The 21,032-nt window shown below is 46.0% G+C and carries 16 protein-coding genes and 4 pseudogenes; 16 read left to right on the top strand and 4 right to left on the bottom strand.

Going from position 1 to position 21,032, the window contains the following annotated elements:
• The first annotated feature begins 50 nt into the window (after positions 1–50).
• The 3 genes and pseudogenes from NQ542_RS04720 to NQ542_RS04710 all read left to right on the top strand — a co-directional run bounded on the left by NQ542_RS04720 (position 51) and on the right by NQ542_RS04710 (position 2,443).
• Positions 51–1,726 (top strand): annotated as a pseudogene (locus NQ542_RS04720) (carboxymuconolactone decarboxylase family protein).
• 89 nt (positions 1,727–1,815) lie between these two features.
• Positions 1,816–2,307, top strand: coding sequence for a cupin domain-containing protein (locus NQ542_RS04715; RefSeq protein WP_005641860.1), 492 nt, complete (start codon positions 1,816–1,818; stop codon positions 2,305–2,307).
• A gap of 4 nt (positions 2,308–2,311) precedes the next feature.
• Positions 2,312–2,443, top strand: coding sequence for a hypothetical protein (locus NQ542_RS04710; protein WP_005643406.1), 132 nt, complete (start codon positions 2,312–2,314; stop codon positions 2,441–2,443).
• 54 nt (positions 2,444–2,497) lie between these two features.
• On the opposite strand, the gene NQ542_RS04705 is transcribed toward NQ542_RS04710, so the two are convergent.
• Both NQ542_RS04705 and NQ542_RS04700 read right to left on the bottom strand, forming a co-directional pair.
• Positions 2,498–3,328 carry a helix-turn-helix domain-containing protein gene (locus NQ542_RS04705; RefSeq protein ID WP_005641856.1) on the bottom strand — a complete coding sequence of 277 codons (831 nt, stop codon included), beginning with the start codon at positions 3,326–3,328 and terminating at the stop codon, positions 2,498–2,500.
• Between the two features lie 17 nt (positions 3,329–3,345).
• Entirely contained in the window at positions 3,346–4,242 is an 897-nt protein-coding gene (locus NQ542_RS04700; protein ID WP_005649338.1) for a helix-turn-helix domain-containing protein, read from the bottom strand.
• Between the two features lie 253 nt (positions 4,243–4,495).
• Between NQ542_RS04700 and NQ542_RS04695 the strand changes: the two are divergent.
• From NQ542_RS04695 to NQ542_RS17920, 8 genes and pseudogenes are all read left to right on the top strand, one after another.
• Positions 4,496–4,891 (top strand): annotated as a pseudogene (locus NQ542_RS04695) (putative quinol monooxygenase); the annotation flags it as partial.
• Between the two features lie 7 nt (positions 4,892–4,898).
• Positions 4,899–5,455 (top strand): annotated as a pseudogene (locus tag NQ542_RS04690) (cupin domain-containing protein).
• Complete coding sequence (locus tag NQ542_RS04685; RefSeq protein WP_154647511.1) at positions 5,418–5,567, top strand: hypothetical protein; 150 nt, start codon at positions 5,418–5,420, stop codon at positions 5,565–5,567. Before NQ542_RS04690 ends, NQ542_RS04685 begins: the two are co-directional and overlap by 38 nt.
• 38 nt (positions 5,568–5,605) lie before the next feature.
• Positions 5,606–6,505, top strand: coding sequence for a DUF3737 family protein (locus NQ542_RS04680; protein ID WP_005641847.1), 900 nt, complete (start codon positions 5,606–5,608; stop codon positions 6,503–6,505).
• Positions 6,506–6,512: 7 nt separating this feature from the next.
• A pseudogene (locus NQ542_RS04675) lies at positions 6,513–6,689 on the top strand (MATE family efflux transporter); the annotation flags it as partial.
• A 126-nt stretch (positions 6,690–6,815) separates the two neighbouring features.
• Positions 6,816–7,982, top strand: a complete 1,167-nt coding sequence (locus NQ542_RS04670; protein ID WP_005641843.1) for a MalY/PatB family protein — start codon at positions 6,816–6,818, stop codon at positions 7,980–7,982.
• A 212-nt stretch (positions 7,983–8,194) separates the two neighbouring features.
• Positions 8,195–8,320, top strand: a complete 126-nt coding sequence (locus NQ542_RS17925) for a hypothetical protein (RefSeq protein ID WP_370686459.1) — start codon at positions 8,195–8,197, stop codon at positions 8,318–8,320.
• Positions 8,311–8,427, top strand: a complete 117-nt coding sequence (locus NQ542_RS17920) for a DUF4248 domain-containing protein (RefSeq protein ID WP_370686458.1) — start codon at positions 8,311–8,313, stop codon at positions 8,425–8,427. Before NQ542_RS17925 ends, NQ542_RS17920 begins: the two co-directional genes overlap by 10 nt.
• Positions 8,428–8,865: 438 nt before the next feature.
• Here NQ542_RS17920 and NQ542_RS04660 read toward each other — a convergent pair whose 3' ends face one another.
• Positions 8,866–11,178: an ATP-dependent helicase gene (locus NQ542_RS04660; protein ID WP_005641833.1), complete on the bottom strand. Its 2,313-nt coding sequence runs from the start codon at positions 11,176–11,178 to the stop codon at positions 8,866–8,868.
• Positions 11,179–11,313: 135 nt separating this feature from the next.
• Positions 11,314–13,191: a glycoside hydrolase family 127 protein gene (locus NQ542_RS04655; RefSeq protein WP_005641830.1), complete on the bottom strand. Its 1,878-nt coding sequence runs from the start codon at positions 13,189–13,191 to the stop codon at positions 11,314–11,316.
• Between the two features lie 195 nt (positions 13,192–13,386).
• On the opposite strand from NQ542_RS04655, the gene NQ542_RS04650 reads away from it, so the two are divergent.
• From NQ542_RS04650 to NQ542_RS04630, 5 genes are all read left to right on the top strand, one after another.
• Positions 13,387–13,521, top strand: coding sequence for a hypothetical protein (locus tag NQ542_RS04650; RefSeq protein WP_005641828.1), 135 nt, complete (start codon positions 13,387–13,389; stop codon positions 13,519–13,521).
• A gap of 444 nt (positions 13,522–13,965) precedes the next feature.
• A complete protein-coding gene (locus NQ542_RS04645; protein WP_005641826.1) occupies positions 13,966–14,556 on the top strand; it encodes an RNA polymerase sigma-70 factor in 591 nt (196 codons plus the stop codon).
• A 40-nt stretch (positions 14,557–14,596) separates the two neighbouring features.
• Positions 14,597–15,625, top strand: a complete 1,029-nt coding sequence (locus NQ542_RS04640; RefSeq protein WP_005641823.1) for a FecR family protein — start codon at positions 14,597–14,599, stop codon at positions 15,623–15,625.
• A 423-nt stretch (positions 15,626–16,048) separates the two neighbouring features.
• The gene (locus NQ542_RS04635) at positions 16,049–19,321 is read left to right on the top strand and encodes a TonB-dependent receptor (protein WP_224204509.1); all 3,273 of its coding nucleotides are present in this window, start codon (positions 16,049–16,051) and stop codon (positions 19,319–19,321) included.
• Between the two features lie 18 nt (positions 19,322–19,339).
• Complete coding sequence (locus NQ542_RS04630) at positions 19,340–21,031, top strand: RagB/SusD family nutrient uptake outer membrane protein (RefSeq protein WP_005641820.1); 1,692 nt, start codon at positions 19,340–19,342, stop codon at positions 21,029–21,031.
• The last annotated feature ends 1 nt before the right edge of the window (position 21,032 follow it).

The following is a 21,032-nucleotide window of genomic DNA, read 5'->3' as shown; positions in this document are numbered from 1 at the left end:
CAGCCTAATTTTGCACCAAGTAAAAACAGATAAATAAAATAATAGAGATTATGAATATAAAATTGAAAATTATAACAACGTTACTCGGTGTCTTCTTCGGATGCGGAATCGTAACCTCCCAAACACCGAAAGCAGAACAAGCTATGGACAGTAAACGACAACACATTACAGAGGTCGCAGCCCTTACGGGTAAGGGTGACCTCGACAAACTGAAAATCGTCCTTATCGACGGGCTGAATGACGGCATGGCTGTCAGCGAGCTTAAAGAAGTAATGGTACACGCCTATGCTTATTGCGGTTTTCCTCGTGCCCTGCGCGGATTGCAAACATTGGTTGCGGTACTTGACGAGCGTAAAGCAAAAGGCATCGAAGATGACTGGGGACGCAAAGCGTCGCCGATAACCGATACCCGCAGCAAATACGAGCGCGGACGCGACATTCTTGTTGAGATCTCAGGTATTCCAGCGGATGCACCAAAAGCTGATTATGCTATACTGGCTCCGGAAATCGAAGTATTCCTTAAAGAGCACCTCTTCGCCGACCTTTTCGAACGGGACGTGCTGACATACGCCGAACGGGAACTGACGACCGTTGCCGTAATCGCCTCGCTGGGCAAAGGCGTGGAACCGATGCTGAAAGGGCACATGGGTATTGCACTGAACGTAGGCATAACACCAGACGAATTACGCAGTGTGTTGGCTATTGTCGAAAAGAACATCGGACGCGGCGAAGCTGACGGTGGCAGACTGGCCTTAAACGAAGTGTTGCAAAGCAAAGGTTTGACCACTGCTCCGGAAGCGCCGGCCGTGACAATAGGAAATGGTGTGAAGAAACAGAAAGTAACGTTCCACAACCGTTTTCTGATCGATATGGTCGGTGATCTTTATTTTCCTGCAAACTATAGTCCAGCAAAGAAATATGCCGCCATCATCGTCGGTCATCCTTTCGGCGGTGTCAAGGAGCAGACTTCGGGGCTTCATGCCCGTAAGCTCGCGGAAATAGGTTATGTGACATTGGCTTTCGATGCGTCCTACTATGGTGAGAGCGGCGGTTATCCACGTCGCATGGAATCGCCTGAAGTACGAGTGGATGATTTCAGCGCGGCGGTCGATTTCCTCACGAACCATCCGGCAGTCGAAGCTGACAAGATAGGTGTGATCGGTATCTGTGGCGGAGGATGCTACTCTGTCAGTGCAACACAGATCGATCACCGCATCAATCAGTATGTATGACATAGGACGTGCCCGCCGTCAAGGCATAGGTGACGCAGACCTATCAACAGCGTATGTCTATCCTTGATGAAATCGGTCGTCAGCGCACAGCTGAATATGGTGGAGCTGCACGTAAAGATATTCGCGCCCTGCCCGAAAAAGTGGATGAGAACACACCGAAGTTTGCAATCGACTTCCTCGACTATTACGACAATCCTGAGCGTGGCCAGCATCCCAACTCTACGGGCTATTACTCCTACACGAGCCTTGCACCGATGATGAACTTCTTTCCGTTCACGCAAATCGAGACCATATCGCCGCGTCCGTTACTTTTCATCGTGGGAGAAAATGCTGTATCGAAATATTTTTCTGAAGACGCATACGAGAAAGCTGCCGAACCAAAAGAACTGTTTGTCGTACCCGGAGCAACGCACGTGGATTTGTACGACCAACCGGAATATCTGAAAATCACGCTTCCGAAACTGGACACTTTCTTCAAACAATATCTAAAATAAACCGCAAAGCCGAGTGGAGGACCGAACTTGTCCGGATAGTGCCGAGGCATAGCGTTTATCGCAAATGAAATTAGAAATAACTATTCAACATGAAAAAAATAACTTACTTATTTTTACTGGCTGCAGCACTCGGTGCTTGCACCCCGAAACCGTCAAACAAGGTAGAAACAATCCAGCCTGCCGCATTTGTTTCCATCTTCCCCAAAGGAAATGCCATTGAAGGTACTAATTTTAACGGTACGGCATATCTCCAACGGTTGATGACCGACAGCGGAACATTCGATGTCGTGATTTCCGATGTGATATTCGAACCGAAAGCCCGCAACAGTTGGCATTCGCATCCAGGTGGCCAGATTCTGATCGCCACTGCCGGGAAAGGTTACTATCAGGAAAAAGGGAAGCCCATACAAATTTTGAATCCCGGAGACGTAGTCGCTATTCCGGCAGACGTGGTGCATTGGCACGGAGCAGCTTCCGACAGCGGATTCACACATATAGCTATCAACACAAAGGTTCATTTGGGTGCAACCCAGTGGTATGAACCTGTAACAAACGAAGAATACGATAATTATAAAGAATAGAGAAATGAATAGAAATATCTTGATTTTGTTCATGTCATGGCTGGGAGTGACAGGATACGGACAAGCAACTTCTCCCAACGAGACCCCGATTACAATAGCCCGCCAGGGTAGCTTTGCATATGCCGGACAGTGCTGACGGAACAGAAGCTGGGCAGTATCGAATAGGAATGACTGAATAAATCAAGCATTGTTAATTTAATGATCTGTAACTATTTGGCGTTATCCCCGTTATCTTCTTGAAAAGAAAACTGAAATACTGTATCGAAGGAAATCCGAGTTCATGAACGATTTGAGAAAGGGATTCTCCTGAGGAACGTAGCTTCTCCTTTGCCATTTCGATACGTTTCAATTGAAGATGGCAGCTGTGCGTGTGTCCGAGTTGCAATTCGAGCAGATCATTGAAATAGGCTTCCGACAAATGAAGTTGTCCGGCACAATAGGCAGAAGTAAGCGGTTTCTGTGCAAGTTTTCCATCTCCAATATATTGTTTGACAAGTTTTTCGTATTGCCGTATCAGCAGTTCATTGTTCAATTCACGGACAATGAACTGCCGTTCATAAAAACGAGTGGTATAATCCAACAGACGGGTAATATGCCGTATCAAGATAGTCCGTTTGTAGGAATCTGCACCATGATGAAATTCCCTACGAATATCGTCAACACATGAAGAGAGTATCCGTTTTTCTTTTAGGGATACATGCAACGCTTCCTTGAGTGCATACGAAAAGAACGTGTATTCTTCAATAGTCTTTTCAAGCATTTTTCCCTTGAACAGATCAGGGTGAAACGCAACCATCCATAGGCAAGGTGCGGGAATTTCCACACAGACGGTATCTGGACGATAACTGATGAGTGTTCCGTCGCAGTAGTCGCAATACACCCGACCACACTTTGTTTCGAATTCAGCAAGAAAATCCGTTAATATCAGACAATAGTATCCCGACTGACATAAGAACGAAAGAATTGCATGAGGGTTAGCTGTATCGTCGATATAAAGCACAGGAAATTGCAGTTCGTTCATAGTTTACTATACAAAGACTAGTTTTGAGAACGAAATTCATTGGGAGTATAACCTGTCACCCGTTTGAACATCCGACTCAGGTGCTGCGGATATTGGAATCCCAGCCCGTAAGCAATTTCACTTGTTGTTTTATCTGTGCCAAGTAAGGCTTCTTTAGCCCGTTCGATCAGTTTATTTTGAATATATTCCGAGGCAGTCTGCCCTGTCTGTTTACGGATCATGTCTCCGAAATAATTCGCAGACAGAAACACCTTATCGGCAAAATACTTGACGGTCGGCAACCCCTCCCGTAAGGGACCATCGCTGTCGAAATAATCGTCTAATAGTCGTTCAAAACGGACGATAATATCTTTGTTTACCTGTTCTCGTGTCGTGAACTGCCTTTCATAGAAACGCATACAATAGTCGAGCAACAGTCCGATATTGGCACAAATCAACCGGCGGCTGTGTTTGTCGATACTATGCTTCAATTCCGTCTCTATTTTATGCAGGCAGTCCATTACAATCTCACGCTCATCCTCCGAAAGATGCAACGCCTCGCGGGTTTCATAAGAGAAGAATGAGTAGTTCTTAATTTCTTGACCAAGAGCAGTTCCTCGAATCAGGTCGGGATGAAACAGAATGCCGTGAGCATTCGGCTGGATATTTTTCAGCATCTCGGTTTCCGCAACTTGACCAGGGGCGAAACCGACTATCGTACCGTCCTGATAGTCGTAACTCTGACGTCCATACGTGATATTCCCGCAGTAGGTATCTTTCAGATAAAGAGCGTACACGCCGTAGTTGACCTTGAAATGTTCCGGCCACCGCGTCGCCTTCGATAAATCGACTACACTTACTAACGGATGCCGTGTTTCGAGTCCGAACAGTTTGTTGTATTTATCTACCTCATTGAGTTTTATAACTTCTTCCATAAGCTTTTCTTTTATTTCTTTTGAGCAAAAGTAATTCATTTGAATTGAATTACATACAGCGTTATTACTGAATCGAGGATTCGGGTATAAATATCCGTAAATCGTATACAAGTCAGCTTATTCGACCGCGATAAATTTGCAATCAGAAAAAACAATGAAAAAACAAAAGATGATGGATCGCAGAAATTTCTTAAGGACGGCATCGAGTTTTACATTGCTCACAGTCGGAGCAACAACAGATGCTTCCCGTACTACAGGAGAGAGCATCGGCAAATATTTGAATCTGGATAAGCTGCCAGGTATGTGTGCCAAAGAGCCAATGACGGCCGATGGTATCATAAGGCTTTCGAAAATAGAGGTTTATCCACAGTATCTCGACAAGTACATAAACTATGCGACCGAAGTGGGCGAAATATCCCTGCGTAACGAGCCGGGCGTATTGACAATGTATGCGATTGGTGAAAAGGAGAATCCCTGCAATATAACGATTCTTGAAACGTATGCGAGTCATGCGGCTTATGAAAAACATATCGCATCGGAACACTTTCAGAGGTACAAGCTGGAGACGCTGCACATGGTCAAGTCGTTAATATTGTCTGACCAGACGCCGCTCAATCCGGCTAATAAACTCAATAATTTCATACAATAAAACAACTATGAACAAGATCTTTTTAATTTCAGTATTCAGCATTTTAACACTCAATGTTATGGCACAGGAAAAAATAGTACAGACAGCAGGACGCACCCAACTCGTTGAGTTCGCACCCAAATTTGCGGAACTCAACGACGATGTTCTTTTCGGCGAAGTGTGGAGCCGCACTAATAAATTGGGCCTGCGTGACCGCAGTTTAGTAACGGTTACCTCGCACCCGTTTCGAGCGAACAGGTGCCGATAGCAAACGTAACTTTTGAGCCTCGCAGCCGTAATAACTGGCATATCCATAAAGCGACAAAAGGGGGTGGACAGATGCTTATCGGTGTAGCCGGACGAGGTTGGTATCAGGAAGAAGGCAAGCCGGCGATAGAGATTCTACCCGGTACGGTCATCCATATCCCGGCTAACGTGAAGCATTGGCACGGAGCGGCAGCCGACAGTTGGTTTGCACATCTGGCTTTCGAGGTTCCGGGAGAAAAGACATCCAACGAATGGCTCGAACCGGTCACGGACGAAGAGTATGACAAACTCGAACAAAATAAGGAAACTCGCCGGTAAACGAATCGCTCTGTCCGCCACAAGCGGCAGTAGCGGAATCTCGACTTCAGTCAGCGAAGCCCGCATGACAGCGGTGGCTGCTCACTGCGAAACGACATTAGGGCATGGCTGACAAAACATAATTTATATAACAATTAAAGAACGGAATATATGGAAGTAATATCAAACACAGAGTTCGGCGGAGAAAGACCTTTGTTCGAATCACATAATCTCAGATTGGAGAACGTCGTCATCCGTGCCGGGGAGTCGGCCATCAAGGAATGCAGCAACATCGAAGCCATTGATTGCCGGTTCGAAGGAAACTACCCTTTCTGGCACGTGCATGGTTTCGTTATTGACCGTTGCTTTTTCGATATAGGCGGACGTTCGGCACTGTGGTACTCCGACCATCTGAAAATGACCGATACACGTATCGACGCCCCCAAAATGTTCCGCGAGATGCACGACATCGAAGTCGAGAACGTAGAGATGAACGATGCTGATGAAGTGTTCTGGCGTTGCCAGAATCTGAACATCAAAAATCTGAAACTGCATGGAGGAACTTATCCGTTTATGTTCAGCAGCAACATCCGTATAGACGGATTGGAAAGCGACAGCAAATACGTTTTCCAGTATGTGAAGAATGTGGAGTTGCGCAATGCCAAAATCACTACGAAGGATGCCTTCTGGGAGGTGGAGAATGTGACGATCTACGATTCCGCACTCAACGGTGAATATCTGGGCTGGCATTCGCGCAATCTTCGGTTAGTGAACTGTCACATTACCGGCGAACAGCCGCTCTGCTATGCCCACGACCTCGTGTTGGAGAATTGCACCTTCGGCCCAGATTGTGACCGGGCTTTCGAGTACAGTTCGGTGCAGGCAACCATCAAAGGTGCAATAGGCGGAGTGAAGAATCCGCGGACAGGCTGTATTACCGCCGAGAGCTATGGGGAGATCATCCTCGATGAAAATATAAAGGCTCCTGCCGATTGTGAATTGAGGCTTTGGGAAGAGAAAAGAGAAAGACCGATTACTTGTTGTCACTTATCCGCGAAGGGAAGAGTATGACGCTGAAGCAGCAGCCACAACAGGATTTTCCGTGCAGGTAGCACACCGGATCGGAGCCGAGGATTTCGCGGAAGCCAGAAAGATACTGCGCCAGTCGGTTACAGCCACGCTTATTTTCAGTTCCCTGCTGGCGGTGACCGGTATTACCATCAGTGATATGCTTCCCAGTTGGCTGGTCGGGGATGCTGATTATGGGTGTCATGGGAGCTTTAATATATTGGATATCGAGCTTTGCTTCCGGGGAACGATTTTTCTTGTCAGGCTTTAGGGCAGTAACTGGATTTATAAATTACGAATAAAAAGATAAATTATGAAATACGATTTCGATACAATCATCCCGCGGCGCGGGACGAATTCTTACAAATGGGATACTCCCGAAGAGGAGAATGTATTGCCTATGTGGGTGGCGGATATGGATTTCCGTACAGCACCAGCTATTGTTGAAGCCTTGCAAAAGCGGATAGCGCATGGTATTTTCGGCTATACCAAAGTCCCCAAAGCCTACTACGACGCGGTTGTCCGGTGGTTCGATGACCGGCATCGCTGGCAGATAGATCCCCGGTGGATTATCTATACGAACGGTGTCGTGCCAGCTCTGTCCGCTATTATCAAAGCTTTGGCTGCACCGAGTGACAAGATAATCGTCCAGACTCCGGCATACAACTGTTTCTATTCGTCGATTCGCAATAACGGATGCGAACTGTCGGCCAACTACCTCGTTTATCGGGACGGCCGCTACACGATTGACTTCGACGACCTCGAAACAAAGACGGCCGATCCGAAGGCGAAAATCCTGCTGTTGTGCAATCCTCACAATCCGGTCGGACGGGTCTGGACGCCGGAGGAACTGTGGCGCATCGGTGACATCTGCCTGCATAACGGGGTGTTCGTTGTGGCAGACGAGATTCATTGTGAGCTGGTCTATGAAGGACATGACTACACGCCTTTCGCCTCCCTGTCCAAACGTTTCCGCCAAAACTCCGTAACCTGCGTTTCGCCGAGTAAGGCATTCAACCTTGCCGGATTGCAAATCGCCAACATCATCGCTGCCGATGAAGGGGTACGCCGCCGTATCGACCGCGCCATCAACATCAACGAAGTGTGCGACGTTAATCCGTTCGGCGTTATCGCCACGATAGCCGCTTACAATGAAGGCGGTGCATGGCTCGATGCTTTGCGGAAATACTTGTGGGAGAATTACGAATATCTTTGCCGCTTTTTCGAGCAACGGCTACCGCAATATCCTGTGTTGCCACTCGAAGGAACCTATCTGGTCTGGATAGATTGCCGAGCATCGAGTATCGGCTCGGATGCCACGACCCTGCGCTTGCAAGAGGAACAGAAGCTGATGGTCAATTCTGGTACACTGTACGGTCCTGGTGGAGAGGGGTTCATTCGTCTGAATATAGCCTGTCCCCGGACGTTGCTTGCCGACGGCCTGGAACGGATAGCCCATGTGTTGGTACAAAATTTCTAAGAGAATTTTGCCAAACGCTCAATTGGCAACAACCTCCTGCAAATCTCATTATCGATGACAACACGAAGATAGGGCTTCGCAACAGGTTGGAATACGGTTTGGGGAATATCGGCGAATATCGGTGAAGATAGGTGCAGAAACAGGTAGAATATAAACGCCATTATATTTTGAATATCAATAATTATTGCTTATCTTTACAGGACAATAAAACGATGGAAATTATGATGATGGATGAATTCGAAGTCAGGAGTTACGGGTGGCAGGAATTGGCGGTCCTTTACGGTCCGGATTTGATGCCGGCATCGGCAGGGAAACGGTTTCCCAATGGGTGGGGGTAAACCCGGAGCTAAAGACAGAGCTGCAGGGTAACGGTTGGAGGGAAGGGAAAAAGATGTTGACTCCCCTGCAGGTGAGGACGATCGTGCAATATCTGGGTGAGCCTTGAAACAAGGGACTTCTGTGTGCGAAATAAGGGACTTTGACGTGTCAAACCACGAAGTTCGGGAGGTGAAAGACCGGACTTCCGGATGCGAAAGAAGGGATTTTTCTCGTTCCTGTCGTGTCTTTGCCGGTTTAAAGGGGTACAAGGAAATGAGCTTATATATATATATATATTAATATATTTATTTTAAGATGTAGGATTGAACCACAATGAACGGAAAACCTCTATAAGCCACTCATAATTAATGGTTTATATTGAGCTATTGACTGCACCGTTTTTATTTGATGTGAAATGTCGGATTTAGAGCCTGTTTCTATTTTCCTCAATAACAATCTTATAGCAGCCAGTTTAACCGTTCCATCTGCCGAATCAAACGCTAATTCATAGCTTCGGTAGAGCCTTCTATTCTACTTGAATGACATATCCGAACTTCTAGCCGATTTATTCAACAATTGTCAAGCGTGCAAACTTCAAAAGCAATTGTTTTTGACCGAAATGAGCAAATGAAACGGTTGCTTTCGCATTACCCCCTTCTCCTTCAATGGCAGTTACCTCACCTTCTCCGAAACGATCGTGCCGGACTTTAGCCCCGACATGCAAACCCGACAGAGCCGGCGCAGAAGACGAAGACGGGGCCGAAGACAAAGAAGCCGTTTCCATCCGTGTCAGACGAGCCTGCCGTCCGACTGCCTGAGCGACCGGAGAGACATAGGCCTCTCCTTCCATTGCCTTCGGTTGCTGGAAAACCGAGGAACGACGAGTAGCCAATAAACCGTTGGTAGTAACGGCATCTGCCGACGTATAAATATATTTGGGATCGATATCTTTCAAGAAACGACTGGGCGAACACATCGTACTCTGGCCATTGCGATAACGGCTTCTGGCGTGTGTCAATACACAATTTTCTTCCGCACGAGTAATGGCGACGTAGAAGAGGCGGCGTTCTTCCTCCACCGCTCTCGGATTGTCTTTCGACATGGCGGAGGGAAACAGGTCCTCTTCCAGCCCGACAACGAAAACATTCCGGAACTCCAGGCCTTTGGCGGCGTGCACCGTCATCATCGTCACCTTGTTTGCCTGTTCTTCCTTATCATTATCCTGATCTGTCAACAGCGAGACTTCAGACAGAAAGTCAGCAAGCGAGACATGCTCCGTTCCTTCCTCGCGGCGTATCTCGCAAAACTCGGCAATACCTTTCAACAACTCCTGCAAGTTTTCCTGCTTGCTGATTCCTTCCACCGAGCGATCCTGAAACAAGGTACTGACAATGCCGCTCTCCTTCACTACTGCAGCGGCGATTTCCTCGGCAGAGAGCTTAACATTCCGTTCGATAAAACCGGAAATAAGCTCCCGGAAATCGCTTAGCTTCTTTGCCGTACCGTTATTGACCGGCAGAGCGTACCCGATCGGATCGTTCAACACGGTCCACAAACTGACATTATGATCTGTAGCGGCAACGACCAATTTATTGAGAGTCGTATCGCCTATCCCACGAGCCGGATAGTTTATCACACGTTTGAAAGCCTCTTCATCATGCGGGTTGACAATCAGACGAAGATACGAAATGACATCCTTCACTTCCTTACGCTGATAGAAAGACAAGCCTCCGTATATCTTATAAGGAATTCCCCTTTTACGCAAGGCCTCTTCCAAGATGCGTGACTGTGCATTTGTCCGATACAGGATGGCAAAATCAGCATAATCGTAATTCTGCATCCTCATATCGTTAATCTTACCAGCAACGGCATATCCCTCTTCATAATCGGAATAGGACGAACAAATGGAGACCTTGCTACCCTCCTCCTTTTCTGAATAAACGGTTTTTGGGATCTGCTTCGTATTCTTATGTATCAAACTGTTCGCCGCATTTACGATATTCTGCGTCGAACGATAATTTCGTTCCAGTTTGAAAATACGGCAACCCGGATACTGGTTCTTGAATTGCAGGATATTATCGATATTGGCTCCCCGGAAAGAATAGATACTTTGCGCATCATCTCCGACCACGCAGATACGTCGGTGTACTTCGCACAAGCGCTGTACAATCAGATGCTGGGCAAAATTCGTATCCTGATACTCGTCCACCAGCACAAACTGAAAAAAGCTCCTGTACTTCTCCAATACGTCCGGATGATCGCGGAAGAGTATATTCGTTTGCAACAGCAAATCGTCGAAATCCATCGCCCCCGCTTGCTGGCAACGATTCTGATACCGCTTATATATTTCACGCAGCAAAGGAACTTTAGAATCTATATCATGTTGCACCAGCTCCTTGTTCTGTTCGTATGCCTTATAGGTAATAAGTGCATTTTTTGCATTCGAGATACGGCCCTGTACCATTCCCGGCCGATACACCTTGTCATCGAGCTGCATCTCCTTCATTATGGAACGGAGTAGACTTTTGGAATCTGTCGCATCGTAAATGGTAAAATTAGATGGATAGCCGATGCACTCCGCCTCGGAACGGAGAATACGGGAAAAAACGGAATGGAACGTCCCCATCCACAACCGCCGTACCATCCGTTCGTCTGTCAGGGAGGCGATACGATCTTTCATCTCGCGTGCCGCCTTATTCGTAAAAGTCAGTGCCAAAATGCTTTGGGGAGGCAGTCCCTGCCTTAAAAGATAGGCTATCTTGTAGGTCAGCACGCGTGTCTTTCCCGATCCGGCTCCGGCTACCACAAGCGAAGGCCCGTCTGTATAGACAACTGCTTCGCGCTGACTTTCATTCAATTGTTTCAGATATTCTTCCACGTATCTTGTATTTTTAGGGATACAAAGGTACGAATTTTTATTTACTGTCCTGCCTCAGGTCACTGTTCTCGATGCTATGTGTGCCACTATCCGTACTCATTCTTCGGATTACCAAGTGTGTAAAAATGCCCCCGTTCACTGATTATACGGCCTATAAGGCGAATGCATCACATTCAATGTCTTCGGCAGCCACACCCGGTAACGCTGCGTCTTGTCCCAGGTATTTCCGGCAGAAGCAAAATCGCAGAAATGAATCTGTTTCGGAGCCCGGTTGCTTTCCAAGTCCGTACCCAACACCATCGGGGCAGTAAAGGCCAACCAGGCAAAACCAGGAGCCTTTACAGGCGTCAACGCCACATACCCGTCTTTACTAACAACAACAGACGCCTCATCGACAAAGCCATCCCCGAAACGGCTGTCGCGAGCCAAGACGATCGGACCGCGCACGATGGCCTGCGCCTGATTCCTTTCCACCAGACGGGCACGTAAATCGAGTTTGACAGTGATCCGGTCGCCCTTTTTCCACTTACGGTTCACTGGCAAATATGCACCCTGCAGGACACCATCCTGGGGTTGGCCATTTACGGAAACCACCGCAATCTTGCTCCATGCCGGGATGCGCAAGGCAATGGTGAAAGCCGTCTCTTTCGCAGGATCGACCTCTATCTCGATCTGATCAGTCCGCGGATAATCGGTCGTTTGCTTCAACCGGACCGGCTTCTTGCCCGGCAATACCAACTCCGCTTCCGAGGGAGCATAAAAATTTACCCGGACACAATCGTCCTGAACCTGATAGGCAAATTGAGGAATCATGGCAAAGGCACGCGGGCCGTTCGCATTGCAACAGTTGATGTGCATGCCGCACTGCTCCTCCCCTTCATGACGCCAACCTTCCAACGGGCTGTATTTGGCTATCTGCGAAGCATCCGCCTTCAAAGATGCCATCAAAGCATTATAGATAGCCGTTTCCATATAATCAGCATACAGGGAGTTACCCGTCATCTGTAACAAACGGTTACAGAGCTGCATCCAGGTAAAGGTCACGCAAGTTTCCATCGTATGGTAAGTAGGTTGCGTCTGCCGTTCTTTCCCGCCATACCAGCATTCGAATGCACTACCCGATCCGGCCACGTTGATCTCTTCGCGTACGATATGCCCGACCGTCTTTTCCACGACAGAGAGATAGAGTGGATTGCCCGTTACCTTATACAGTTCCAACAAGCCTTCATAGCAGGACATCATTTCATAAGCTTTTTGTCCGTTTTCCCTCGAAAACCAAGTTTTCGGATGCGGAAAACGGTTGGCTACGGGCACATCGGCAATAGCTTTGCTGATCAGCTGCGGACCACCGGGTGTCTCCCATTGTCCGACAATATATTTGGCAAAATCGAGATAACGTTTTTCTTTCGTTCTGTTATACAGATACATGACAGGTTCGAGGACGGACGAGCTCGGCATGCCAATGTAATTGCCGGTTGAGACGATATCCACCTTTCCGGGCCCAACCTGCGTCATCAGATGGTCGACAACTCTGCAAGCTGCTTCCAATGCCTTCTTATCACCCGACAGGTCATACCAAGCGATCAATCCCAATGATGTATACTTGCGCCCCCAGACATCCCATTGCTGTAACTGGTATTCCGGCGCATAATTCCCGATATAACCGTTCGGCAACTGCGTTGCCATAAGCGATTCGGCCGCATCCTTTATGATCTGGTACAGTTCGGGGTCCCGGTTATAACGATAGGAGGCGATCGCACCCTGTATCCATTTCCCCCAAAACTCGCTTTGCCAGCGCGACTTCTCGTTCTGGTGGCGGAACGGTTCGACCAAATGGTCCACATCCTGCGCTTTCACACGATGTTCGATACAATCTGTGATTCGAGTCCCTACATACCCAGATATTTTTACCTGCTTTACAGGAGAGTCATTGCCTACTTGCGCCATCCCTGCCGTCGAGCAGGCACAAGCCAACAGGAAAGAGAAAGTCTTCACCTTAAACGGAATCATCATAATATTGAGAATTTAAGAATTATAAGAACAAAAATAAAGAGTTAACCGTGATATTATGTTATAAAATTGACAGAATACCTGTCAATTATGATAAGTGTCTACTCCTCTACTACACTCCGCCAACATATTTCATGAAAAAAAAACGAGAATCGATTATTTTATTTCTATATTTACCCCAAATAATACTTAATAGATATGGAAGAATACATCGGTACAGTCATCAAAGTCGGAGGTATCCTGATCGGAAGCATCATGGTCCTATTCGTGATTTGGTACATAGTCAAGGATATACTGGACATTAGTGGAAAGGATTCATCCGATGGCCAATGAACCAATATATAATTAAGGAAAGACATCTGAATTTAAAACATAGGTGTTTTACCTACAAACCATATATGTCAGCATGTAGGTATGACACATCAAGAATACAGAGGTAAAGCCTACATCTATTGAATTTGAATATACCAAAGATAAGGTTTCTCGTGATGGGACGCCTTATTTTTTTGACCTATTTCTACCTCATTGCCTCTTTGATACACATAGTTCTCATAGGACTAATTCAATTTAGATGTACAAAGTTATAATAAAATTATCATAAACTTTTAATAGTGAGGTCTAAATTCGACATGATATTCAAATCGAATTTGCCTCCATTTGGAGAAGTGTTTCTCTTATTAAATTCCATAATCAATTGATATTCTTTTATATACAGACAGCCTAATTAACGTAGTCCTATGAGAACTTAGTAAATATTTGTTGTCATCAAACGAAAACATGAAGGAGACACTGCCACATACAATCGACAAGTTGTTTTGGAACATCGCTGTAAACGACGACGAGAATGCCTTTAAAACATTATTCTTCCAATTCTTTTCTCCCCTCTGCATCTTTGCCCACCGGTACATTGAACGTTGGGAAACATGTGAAGACGTCGTACAGGAATCTTTTCTCAAAATCTGGGAAAACAGAAAAAGTATCAGAATCGAAACATCTGCCCGCAATTTTTTGGTCACAAGCGTACGCAATAATTGTATCGACTATCTCCGAAAACAGGAACTCGAGTTGGCCTGGAAACAATGGAAGATAAGCAAGGGGGACGAACCAAGTGGAGATATCTATTCGATTGTCGAACTTAGAACGATGTTGGCTGAAGCATTGGATAAACTACCGGAGAACACTCGCCTCATTTTCGAAAAGAATCGTTTCGAAGGAAAGAAATATACAGAGATCGCCGAGGAACAACAAATATCAGTCAAAACAGTCGAAGCGCATATAAGTAAAGCACTTAAAATTTTACGCGTCGAACTGAAAGACTATCTGCCATTCCTTATTTTATTATTTCAAACTCCTGATAAATATATTTAACATAGGGGAATCTCCCCTTTATGCGTCTAATCACAAATACATGACAAACGTGAATATACAAACCGAACATATCATAGCCTATCTGGAAGGCAAACTATCGAAAGAAGATAGCCTTGCTTTTGAAAAACAAATGTTGGATTCACCTGAATTACGGAAAGAGGTCGGTGATCTCCGTTTTATCTGTGACACCAGCCAGATGCTATATTTGCAAGAAAAAATAGATGTAGACAACCACTGGAAAAATGTATCGAGAACCATGCAGAAAAACCGATTCCGACAAAAGATCGGTCGCTATTTTCGTTACACGGCAGCCATATTGCTCATTCCAGCCTTAATTAGCAGTATCTACTTTTACCAGCGTATCTACAGATTGGAAAATCAGCCGATCGAACAGGTGGAATTGTCAAGCGCTTATGGCCTTGTTTCTAAAATTACACTGCCGGATGGTTCCGAAGTATGGCTGAATTCAGGTTCCAAGCTGCATTATCCTAAACAGTTCGTCGGAGACCATCGTAAAGTATATCTGTCCGGCGAAGCTTATTTCAAGGTTTCATCAGATAAAAAGCACCGCTTCGATGTAGCACTTTCAAACGGAATTACGGTAAGCGCCTACGGCACAGAATTTAATATTAATGCTTATGAAGATGATGACGAAATACAAGCCACTCTGGCAAACGGTTCCATAGAAATCAGAAATGAAAAGAAACCAATCCCCCAAGTTCTGAATCCGGGTGAACAGGCCGTATATAATAAGATAACAGATAACACTAAGGTTTCAGACATCAATCTGTATATGGTTACTTCATGGAAGGAAGGAAAAATGGTCTTCCGCCGGACCGAAATGGCAGAGATAGCTCAACGCCTGTCACGCCATTTCAACGTAAACATCATCTTACAAAGCAAAAAAATATTCAATTACAAATATTCTGCAACCTTTACGACCGAAACCTTTGAAGAGATCCTGCAACTGCTCGAAAAGACTGCTCCTATCAAGTGCACAATGATCGAACCGAAACAGGCCAGCGACTATTCTTATACCCGTCGGACCGTTATTATCGAAGCAAGATAAAAAAATTGCATTTTGGCGTAGGGGATTTTTTATCTCCTACGTCTAATAGCCGTAATAAACAGAAATGAATGATTAACACAAAAATTGAAATACCATGAAGACATAGCTGCTACACACATCTGAATCAAAAAGATGGAAAGATGCTTGCAACATCTTCCCATCCCGTGATCAACAATAATTATCAATCCGAAAATCTCACCTGACGAATGATAATTGTCTAATTAAGTCATATAACTACCTAATTAAATTTGATAATGTAAAGTTATGAAAATTACATCAAAACAAAAAGGTTTCAGGTCATATTTCGACTTGTCTCCTCAAATTCCTACGCGTATGAAAATCGCCGCTTTATGTTTAACCTGCTTTCTTAGTGCAGCAAATGCAAATAGTCTATATTCGCAATCTGCACGTCTTTCTATAGAAATGAACAACGTTTCGATAGAAGAGGTATTGAACAAAATAGAGGAAAACTCTGAATTCCATTTTATTTATAACAATGAACTGGTAAATGTAGACAGAAAAGTCAATGTAAAATTCGACAATGAGACAATCGAATCCATCCTAAAGAAAGTTTTCAAATCCACCAATGTCGAGTACAAGGTAAATGAGAAACAAATTATCCTTCGTCCGAAAGAGATGGATATCGTTGCCAAGGTCCAACAAGAGCAGAAAACCGTTAAAGGTGTTGTTTCCGACCAATTTGGTCCTATCGCCGGAGCAAACGTTTCAATCCAGGGAACGACCGTCGGGACCATTACTGATATGGACGGAAACTTCACGATCGAAGTTCCTGAAAACGCGACTTTACAAATTTCGTTTATCGGTTACAATACTTGTTTTGTGAAAGTTGCAGGACAAAGCAACCTGAATGTCACACTGACGGAAGATACACAAAAGCTGGATGAAGTGGTCGTGATCGGTTACGGTACGCAAAAGAAAATGAACCTGACCGGTTCGGTCGCCACTATTTCGGCAGATAACATTGCGACAATCCCAGTTTCCAATATCTCCAATGCGATGGCAGGACGTATGCCGGGTATTTTCTCTTACAATAAATCCGGTATGCCGGGTGTATCTTCCCCGATCACGATCCGTGGCGTCAATACACCCAACAATACAAATCCGACTTACGTCATCGACGGCGTTGTTCGTGAAAAAGCAGACTTCGATGCTTTGGATCCAAACACGATCGAGAACATTTCCGTATTGAAAGACGCAGCATCCGCTGCCGTTTATGGCTCTCGTGCCTCTAACGGCGTGATTGTCGTTTCGACAAAACGCGGTAAAAACCAAAAGCCTCAGTTTAGCTATTCAGGTCTATTCGGAACGGACCGTCCAACCCGCACACCGGAAGTGATGAACGCTTATGACCGGACTGTATATCTGAATAACCAATTCATGTATAATGGCATCCCGGAAACAGATTCCCGCTACTACACAGCCGACGAACAAGAATACTTCAAAACACACAGTACAAACTGGTTCGACCTCGCTTGGAAAAACCCGTTTACGACACAGCACAACCTAAGTGTCAACGGGGGTAGCGAACGTATCAATTACTTTATGTCAGCCGGTTATTACAGCCAGAGCGGAACATTCAACAACCTGGACTTCACACGTTACAGTTTCCGTTCGAATGTAGATGCCAAAGTTGCGGATAACTTTACGATCGGATTGGATGTGGACGGTAATATGAGCGACCAACGCACACCTTACTGGCCTCATGACTCTGATAAAGATTTGATGAACGATATGTATCGTGCCCTACTAAACTTCCCGACTACCGAGCCGGCCTATATAAACGGAAAGCCGAACGCAACCATCTACAACTGGAATATTCTGGAAGCAATCAACAACGGGCATGTTTCCAAAAAACATAACACACTGAACACGAAGTTAAGCGCCAAATGGGAAATTCCTTGGGTAGAAGGCTTGACAGCAAACGCGATGTTCAACTATCGCCGTTATTACGAGAATGAAAAACAGGTAGGAAAAGAGTATACCTTATATATACACGAAACGAGCGGCGGACATAACCACATCATCCGCGACGACGCCCCGGTTGTCGGCACACGTACGAGAACCGAAAACGGAAACTTCGTCCGAAAAGACTTCAACGAAACGAGCGCTTATACGCTAAACTTGCAATTAAACTATAACCGGACATTCGGCAAACACGACATCGGCGCCATGTTCCTCTATGAGCAATACGAAGAATGGGGTGATATGTTTTGGGCACAGCGCAAGCAATTGCTTTCATCTTCCCTTGAACAGCTATTCGCCGGAAGTGCGGACAGCCAGTGGAAAGATGCTGATGGTCACGAATCGGAAATTGGACGCATCGGTTACGTCGGCCGTGTGAACTACGGTTTCGACAACCGCTATCTATTAGAAGCCAACTTCCGTTACGACTCGTCCGTAAAATGGATTCCGGGCAAGCGTTGGGGATTTTTCCCGTCTGTTTCAGCCGGTTGGCGCGTGACTGAAGAAAATTTCTTCAAGCAGAACGAAAAACTGAACTTTATCAGTAATCTGAAATTACGTGCATCCTATGGTACATTAGGGAACGACGGAGGAGACGATGTTGCTTATTACCAATATTTAAGTAAATTTACAACAGGAACCAATGCCGTCTTCGGTTCAGGTGCAACCGGTATTCTACCGGGTGTTTATCCAAGCAAAGGCATCACTTGGGAAACAACCACGACAGCCGACGTCGGCTTTGACTTGGGATTGTGGAACGGACTGCTAAGCCTCGAATTTGATTACTTCCATAAGAAAACTTCAGATATCCTGATGGACCGTAAACGTACGATTCCGGGGACTTTCGGAGCCACATTACCGAAAGAGAACTACGCAGAGATGGTAAACCAGGGATGTGAGTTCATGTTGCGCCACGATAATAAGATCGGTAACTTCACATATTATGTATCCGGTAACTTCTCTTTCGCCCGCAACCATTACACGTATATCGACGAATCGGCAAACGCCTATGAATGGGAAATAAAGACAGGACGCCCGATCAACTTCATCACTGGCTACATCGCCGACGGTATCGCCCGTACGGATGAAGATTTAGCTGGACTGCCGCTCTATAACGGCGGATTCGAATGGTCGAAAGGCGATATTATCCTGAAAGATATCCACGGTGCAGGCGGCGTCGGAGGCCCTGACGGAGTTGTCGACGGTAACGACCAAGCCGTTCTTTCGCTCTACAGCAAAGACCCGGAAATCATCTACGGTATCAGTTTAGGAGGTGAATGGAAAGGTATCGACTTCACAGCCTTCTTCCAAGGCGTAGGCCATCGAAGCATCATGTTCCCGAACCGCGGCGATACCTGGACAGAACAGACCGTTCTGAACATATGGTCGGACGCTTATTCACCCGACAACACAGACGGTAAATATCCGCGCGTCGGTGGTACAGGCTCGAAAGGCGCCAACGGACAGGCTTCTTCATTCTGGTTGATGAACGGTAACTATTTCCGTTGCAAAAACATCGAGCTCGGCTATACGTTGCCGAAACAGTGGGTGAATTCGATCGGTGTAGATCGTTGCCGTGTCTACGTTTCAGGCACAAACCTGTTCGTATTCGACCACATCGGCATCTACGATCCCGAAAACAGCGGTGACCGTGGAGCTTATCAGTATCCGTTGACAAAAAGTTTCAACTTTGGTATCAATGTAAGTTTCTAACAATTTGAGTAATTAGATATGAAAAAGATATTTATAACATGTGCTGCCATTCTGGCATTATTCTCTTCCTGCACCAGCGTACTGGATAAGGAAGACCTAAGTTCAATCTCGGAGGACAAGGTTTGGGTTGACAAAACGCTGACTACAGCTTTTCTCAATGCTTTATATGTTTCCATCCCAAGTTGGGATACGGCCGCGGCCGATGCGACCGACGAAGCGACGGGCGGAGGCAACTGGACACAGGGAACCACCACACCGGACAATATGAGTGACACGAAAGATTCCGCCCCGACCTGGTACTGGCCCTATTCTGACATCCGAAACTGCAATATTTTCATTCAGAATGCACAGAATCCCGAAGTCTGTACGATAGACCGTGAACTAGCCGACCGTCTGACTTACGAAGCCCGTTTCATTCGTGCTTACCTCTATTTCGAAATGGTCAAACGTTACGGTGGTGTCCCACTGATCACTATCCCGCAAGAAATGACGGACGACCTCTATGTGAAACGTAACTCTACAAAAGAATGTTTCGATTTCATTATCGACGAACTGAAAGCTTGTGCAGAAGGGTTGCCAGACTCTCATTCGGCTGAAGACTTGGGCCGCGTGACGAAAGGTGCAGCCAAGGCATTCCTCGGACGCGTATTCTTGTTCCGTGCTAGTCCACAGTTCAACCCGAACAACAACAACGAACATTGGCAAACCGCCTACAACTACAACAAAGAGACACTGAATTACCTGATCGGACAAGGCCATGCCTTGTATGATGATTACGGAAAACTGTTCCTAGATGAGATGAACAAAGAGGTAATTTTTGCCATCCGCTACGAAAACCCGACCCGCACACAGAAAAGAGATGCAACCGTCCGTCCGATCACGTTCTCGATGAACAACACCGGTGGTAACCACCCGACACAGGAAGTGATTGACCGCTTCCCTACTATAGACGGAGGGACTTACACCTATGCCGATTGGGAAAAGGAAGGCAAAGATATCTTCGCCTTGTGGGAAAATCGGGACAAACGTTTTTATGCGACAATCGTCTATCAGGGGGTGACTTATTTCAATACCGTAATGGAACTGAACGAAAATGCGCAAAACGACTATGCCTACGGCAAAAACGTCGGATCGAAAACCGGCTATTATTCCCGTAAAGCCATTGACGAAAGCCTTTCAGTGACAGACTGCCAAAAATCTGGAACCGACTATATTGACATTCGCCTGGCCGAAGTAATGCTGAACTATGCCGAAGCTGCCGTCGAGGTCGGAAAGACAAACGAAGCATTCGATATGTTGAAACAGATCCGCAAGCGTGCAGGCATCAATGAAACTAGTTCCAATCCGGAAATGAAAGGCAAAGTTTACGGATTGAACCCAAACATGAACCAGACGGAAATGCGTGAAGCAGTTCGCGAAGAACGTTTTATCGAATTGTTGTTCGAACAAAAACGTTTATGGGATATGCGCCGCTGGATGATCTACGACAAATTGATGAACGGGCAAGGCAAACGCCATGCCTTAGTGATGAACAAGCAGGCCGATAATACATACACGACCTATCTGTTCGACCGTGATAACACGCCGATGATCACCAACCAGAACATCTACTTCCTGCCGATGAAACGCAGCGAGATGAGTAACAATCCGAACCTGGAACAGACGAAAGGCTGGGAAAACGGGACGTTCGACCCGCAAGCTGGACTCTGAT

The sequence above is a fragment of the Parabacteroides merdae ATCC 43184 genome, assembly GCF_025151215.1.
GTDB lineage: Bacteria > Bacteroidota > Bacteroidia > Bacteroidales > Tannerellaceae > Parabacteroides > Parabacteroides merdae.
Note: the sequence above shows the minus strand (reverse complement) of the source record. Positions and strands in the feature narration are given on the sequence as shown.

What these genes read in the sequence shown, in the direction of transcription:
- NQ542_RS04705 (WP_005641856.1), bottom strand. Translation starts at nt 3,328, where the DNA reads ATGAACGAACTGCAATTTCCTGTGCTTTATATCGACGATACAGCTAAC.
- NQ542_RS04685 (WP_154647511.1), top strand. Translation starts at nt 5,418, where the DNA reads ATGACAAACTCGAACAAAATAAGGAAACTCGCCGGTAAACGAATCGCT.
- NQ542_RS04700 (WP_005649338.1), bottom strand. Translation starts at nt 4,242, where the DNA reads ATGGAAGAAGTTATAAAACTCAATGAGGTAGATAAATACAACAAACTG.
- NQ542_RS04715 (WP_005641860.1), top strand. Translation starts at nt 1,816, where the DNA reads ATGAAAAAAATAACTTACTTATTTTTACTGGCTGCAGCACTCGGTGCT.
- NQ542_RS04680 (WP_005641847.1), top strand. Translation starts at nt 5,606, where the DNA reads ATGGAAGTAATATCAAACACAGAGTTCGGCGGAGAAAGACCTTTGTTC.
- NQ542_RS04650 (WP_005641828.1), top strand. Translation starts at nt 13,387, where the DNA reads ATGGAAGAATACATCGGTACAGTCATCAAAGTCGGAGGTATCCTGATC.
- NQ542_RS04635 (WP_224204509.1), top strand. Translation starts at nt 16,049, where the DNA reads ATGAACAACGTTTCGATAGAAGAGGTATTGAACAAAATAGAGGAAAAC.
- NQ542_RS17925 (WP_370686459.1), top strand. Translation starts at nt 8,195, where the DNA reads ATGGAAATTATGATGATGGATGAATTCGAAGTCAGGAGTTACGGGTGG.
- NQ542_RS04710 (WP_005643406.1), top strand. Translation starts at nt 2,312, where the DNA reads ATGAATAGAAATATCTTGATTTTGTTCATGTCATGGCTGGGAGTGACA.
- NQ542_RS04645 (WP_005641826.1), top strand. Translation starts at nt 13,966, where the DNA reads ATGAAGGAGACACTGCCACATACAATCGACAAGTTGTTTTGGAACATC.
- NQ542_RS04655 (WP_005641830.1), bottom strand. Translation starts at nt 13,191, where the DNA reads ATGATGATTCCGTTTAAGGTGAAGACTTTCTCTTTCCTGTTGGCTTGT.
- NQ542_RS04670 (WP_005641843.1), top strand. Translation starts at nt 6,816, where the DNA reads ATGAAATACGATTTCGATACAATCATCCCGCGGCGCGGGACGAATTCT.
- NQ542_RS04640 (WP_005641823.1), top strand. Translation starts at nt 14,597, where the DNA reads ATGACAAACGTGAATATACAAACCGAACATATCATAGCCTATCTGGAA.
- NQ542_RS04630 (WP_005641820.1), top strand. Translation starts at nt 19,340, where the DNA reads ATGAAAAAGATATTTATAACATGTGCTGCCATTCTGGCATTATTCTCT.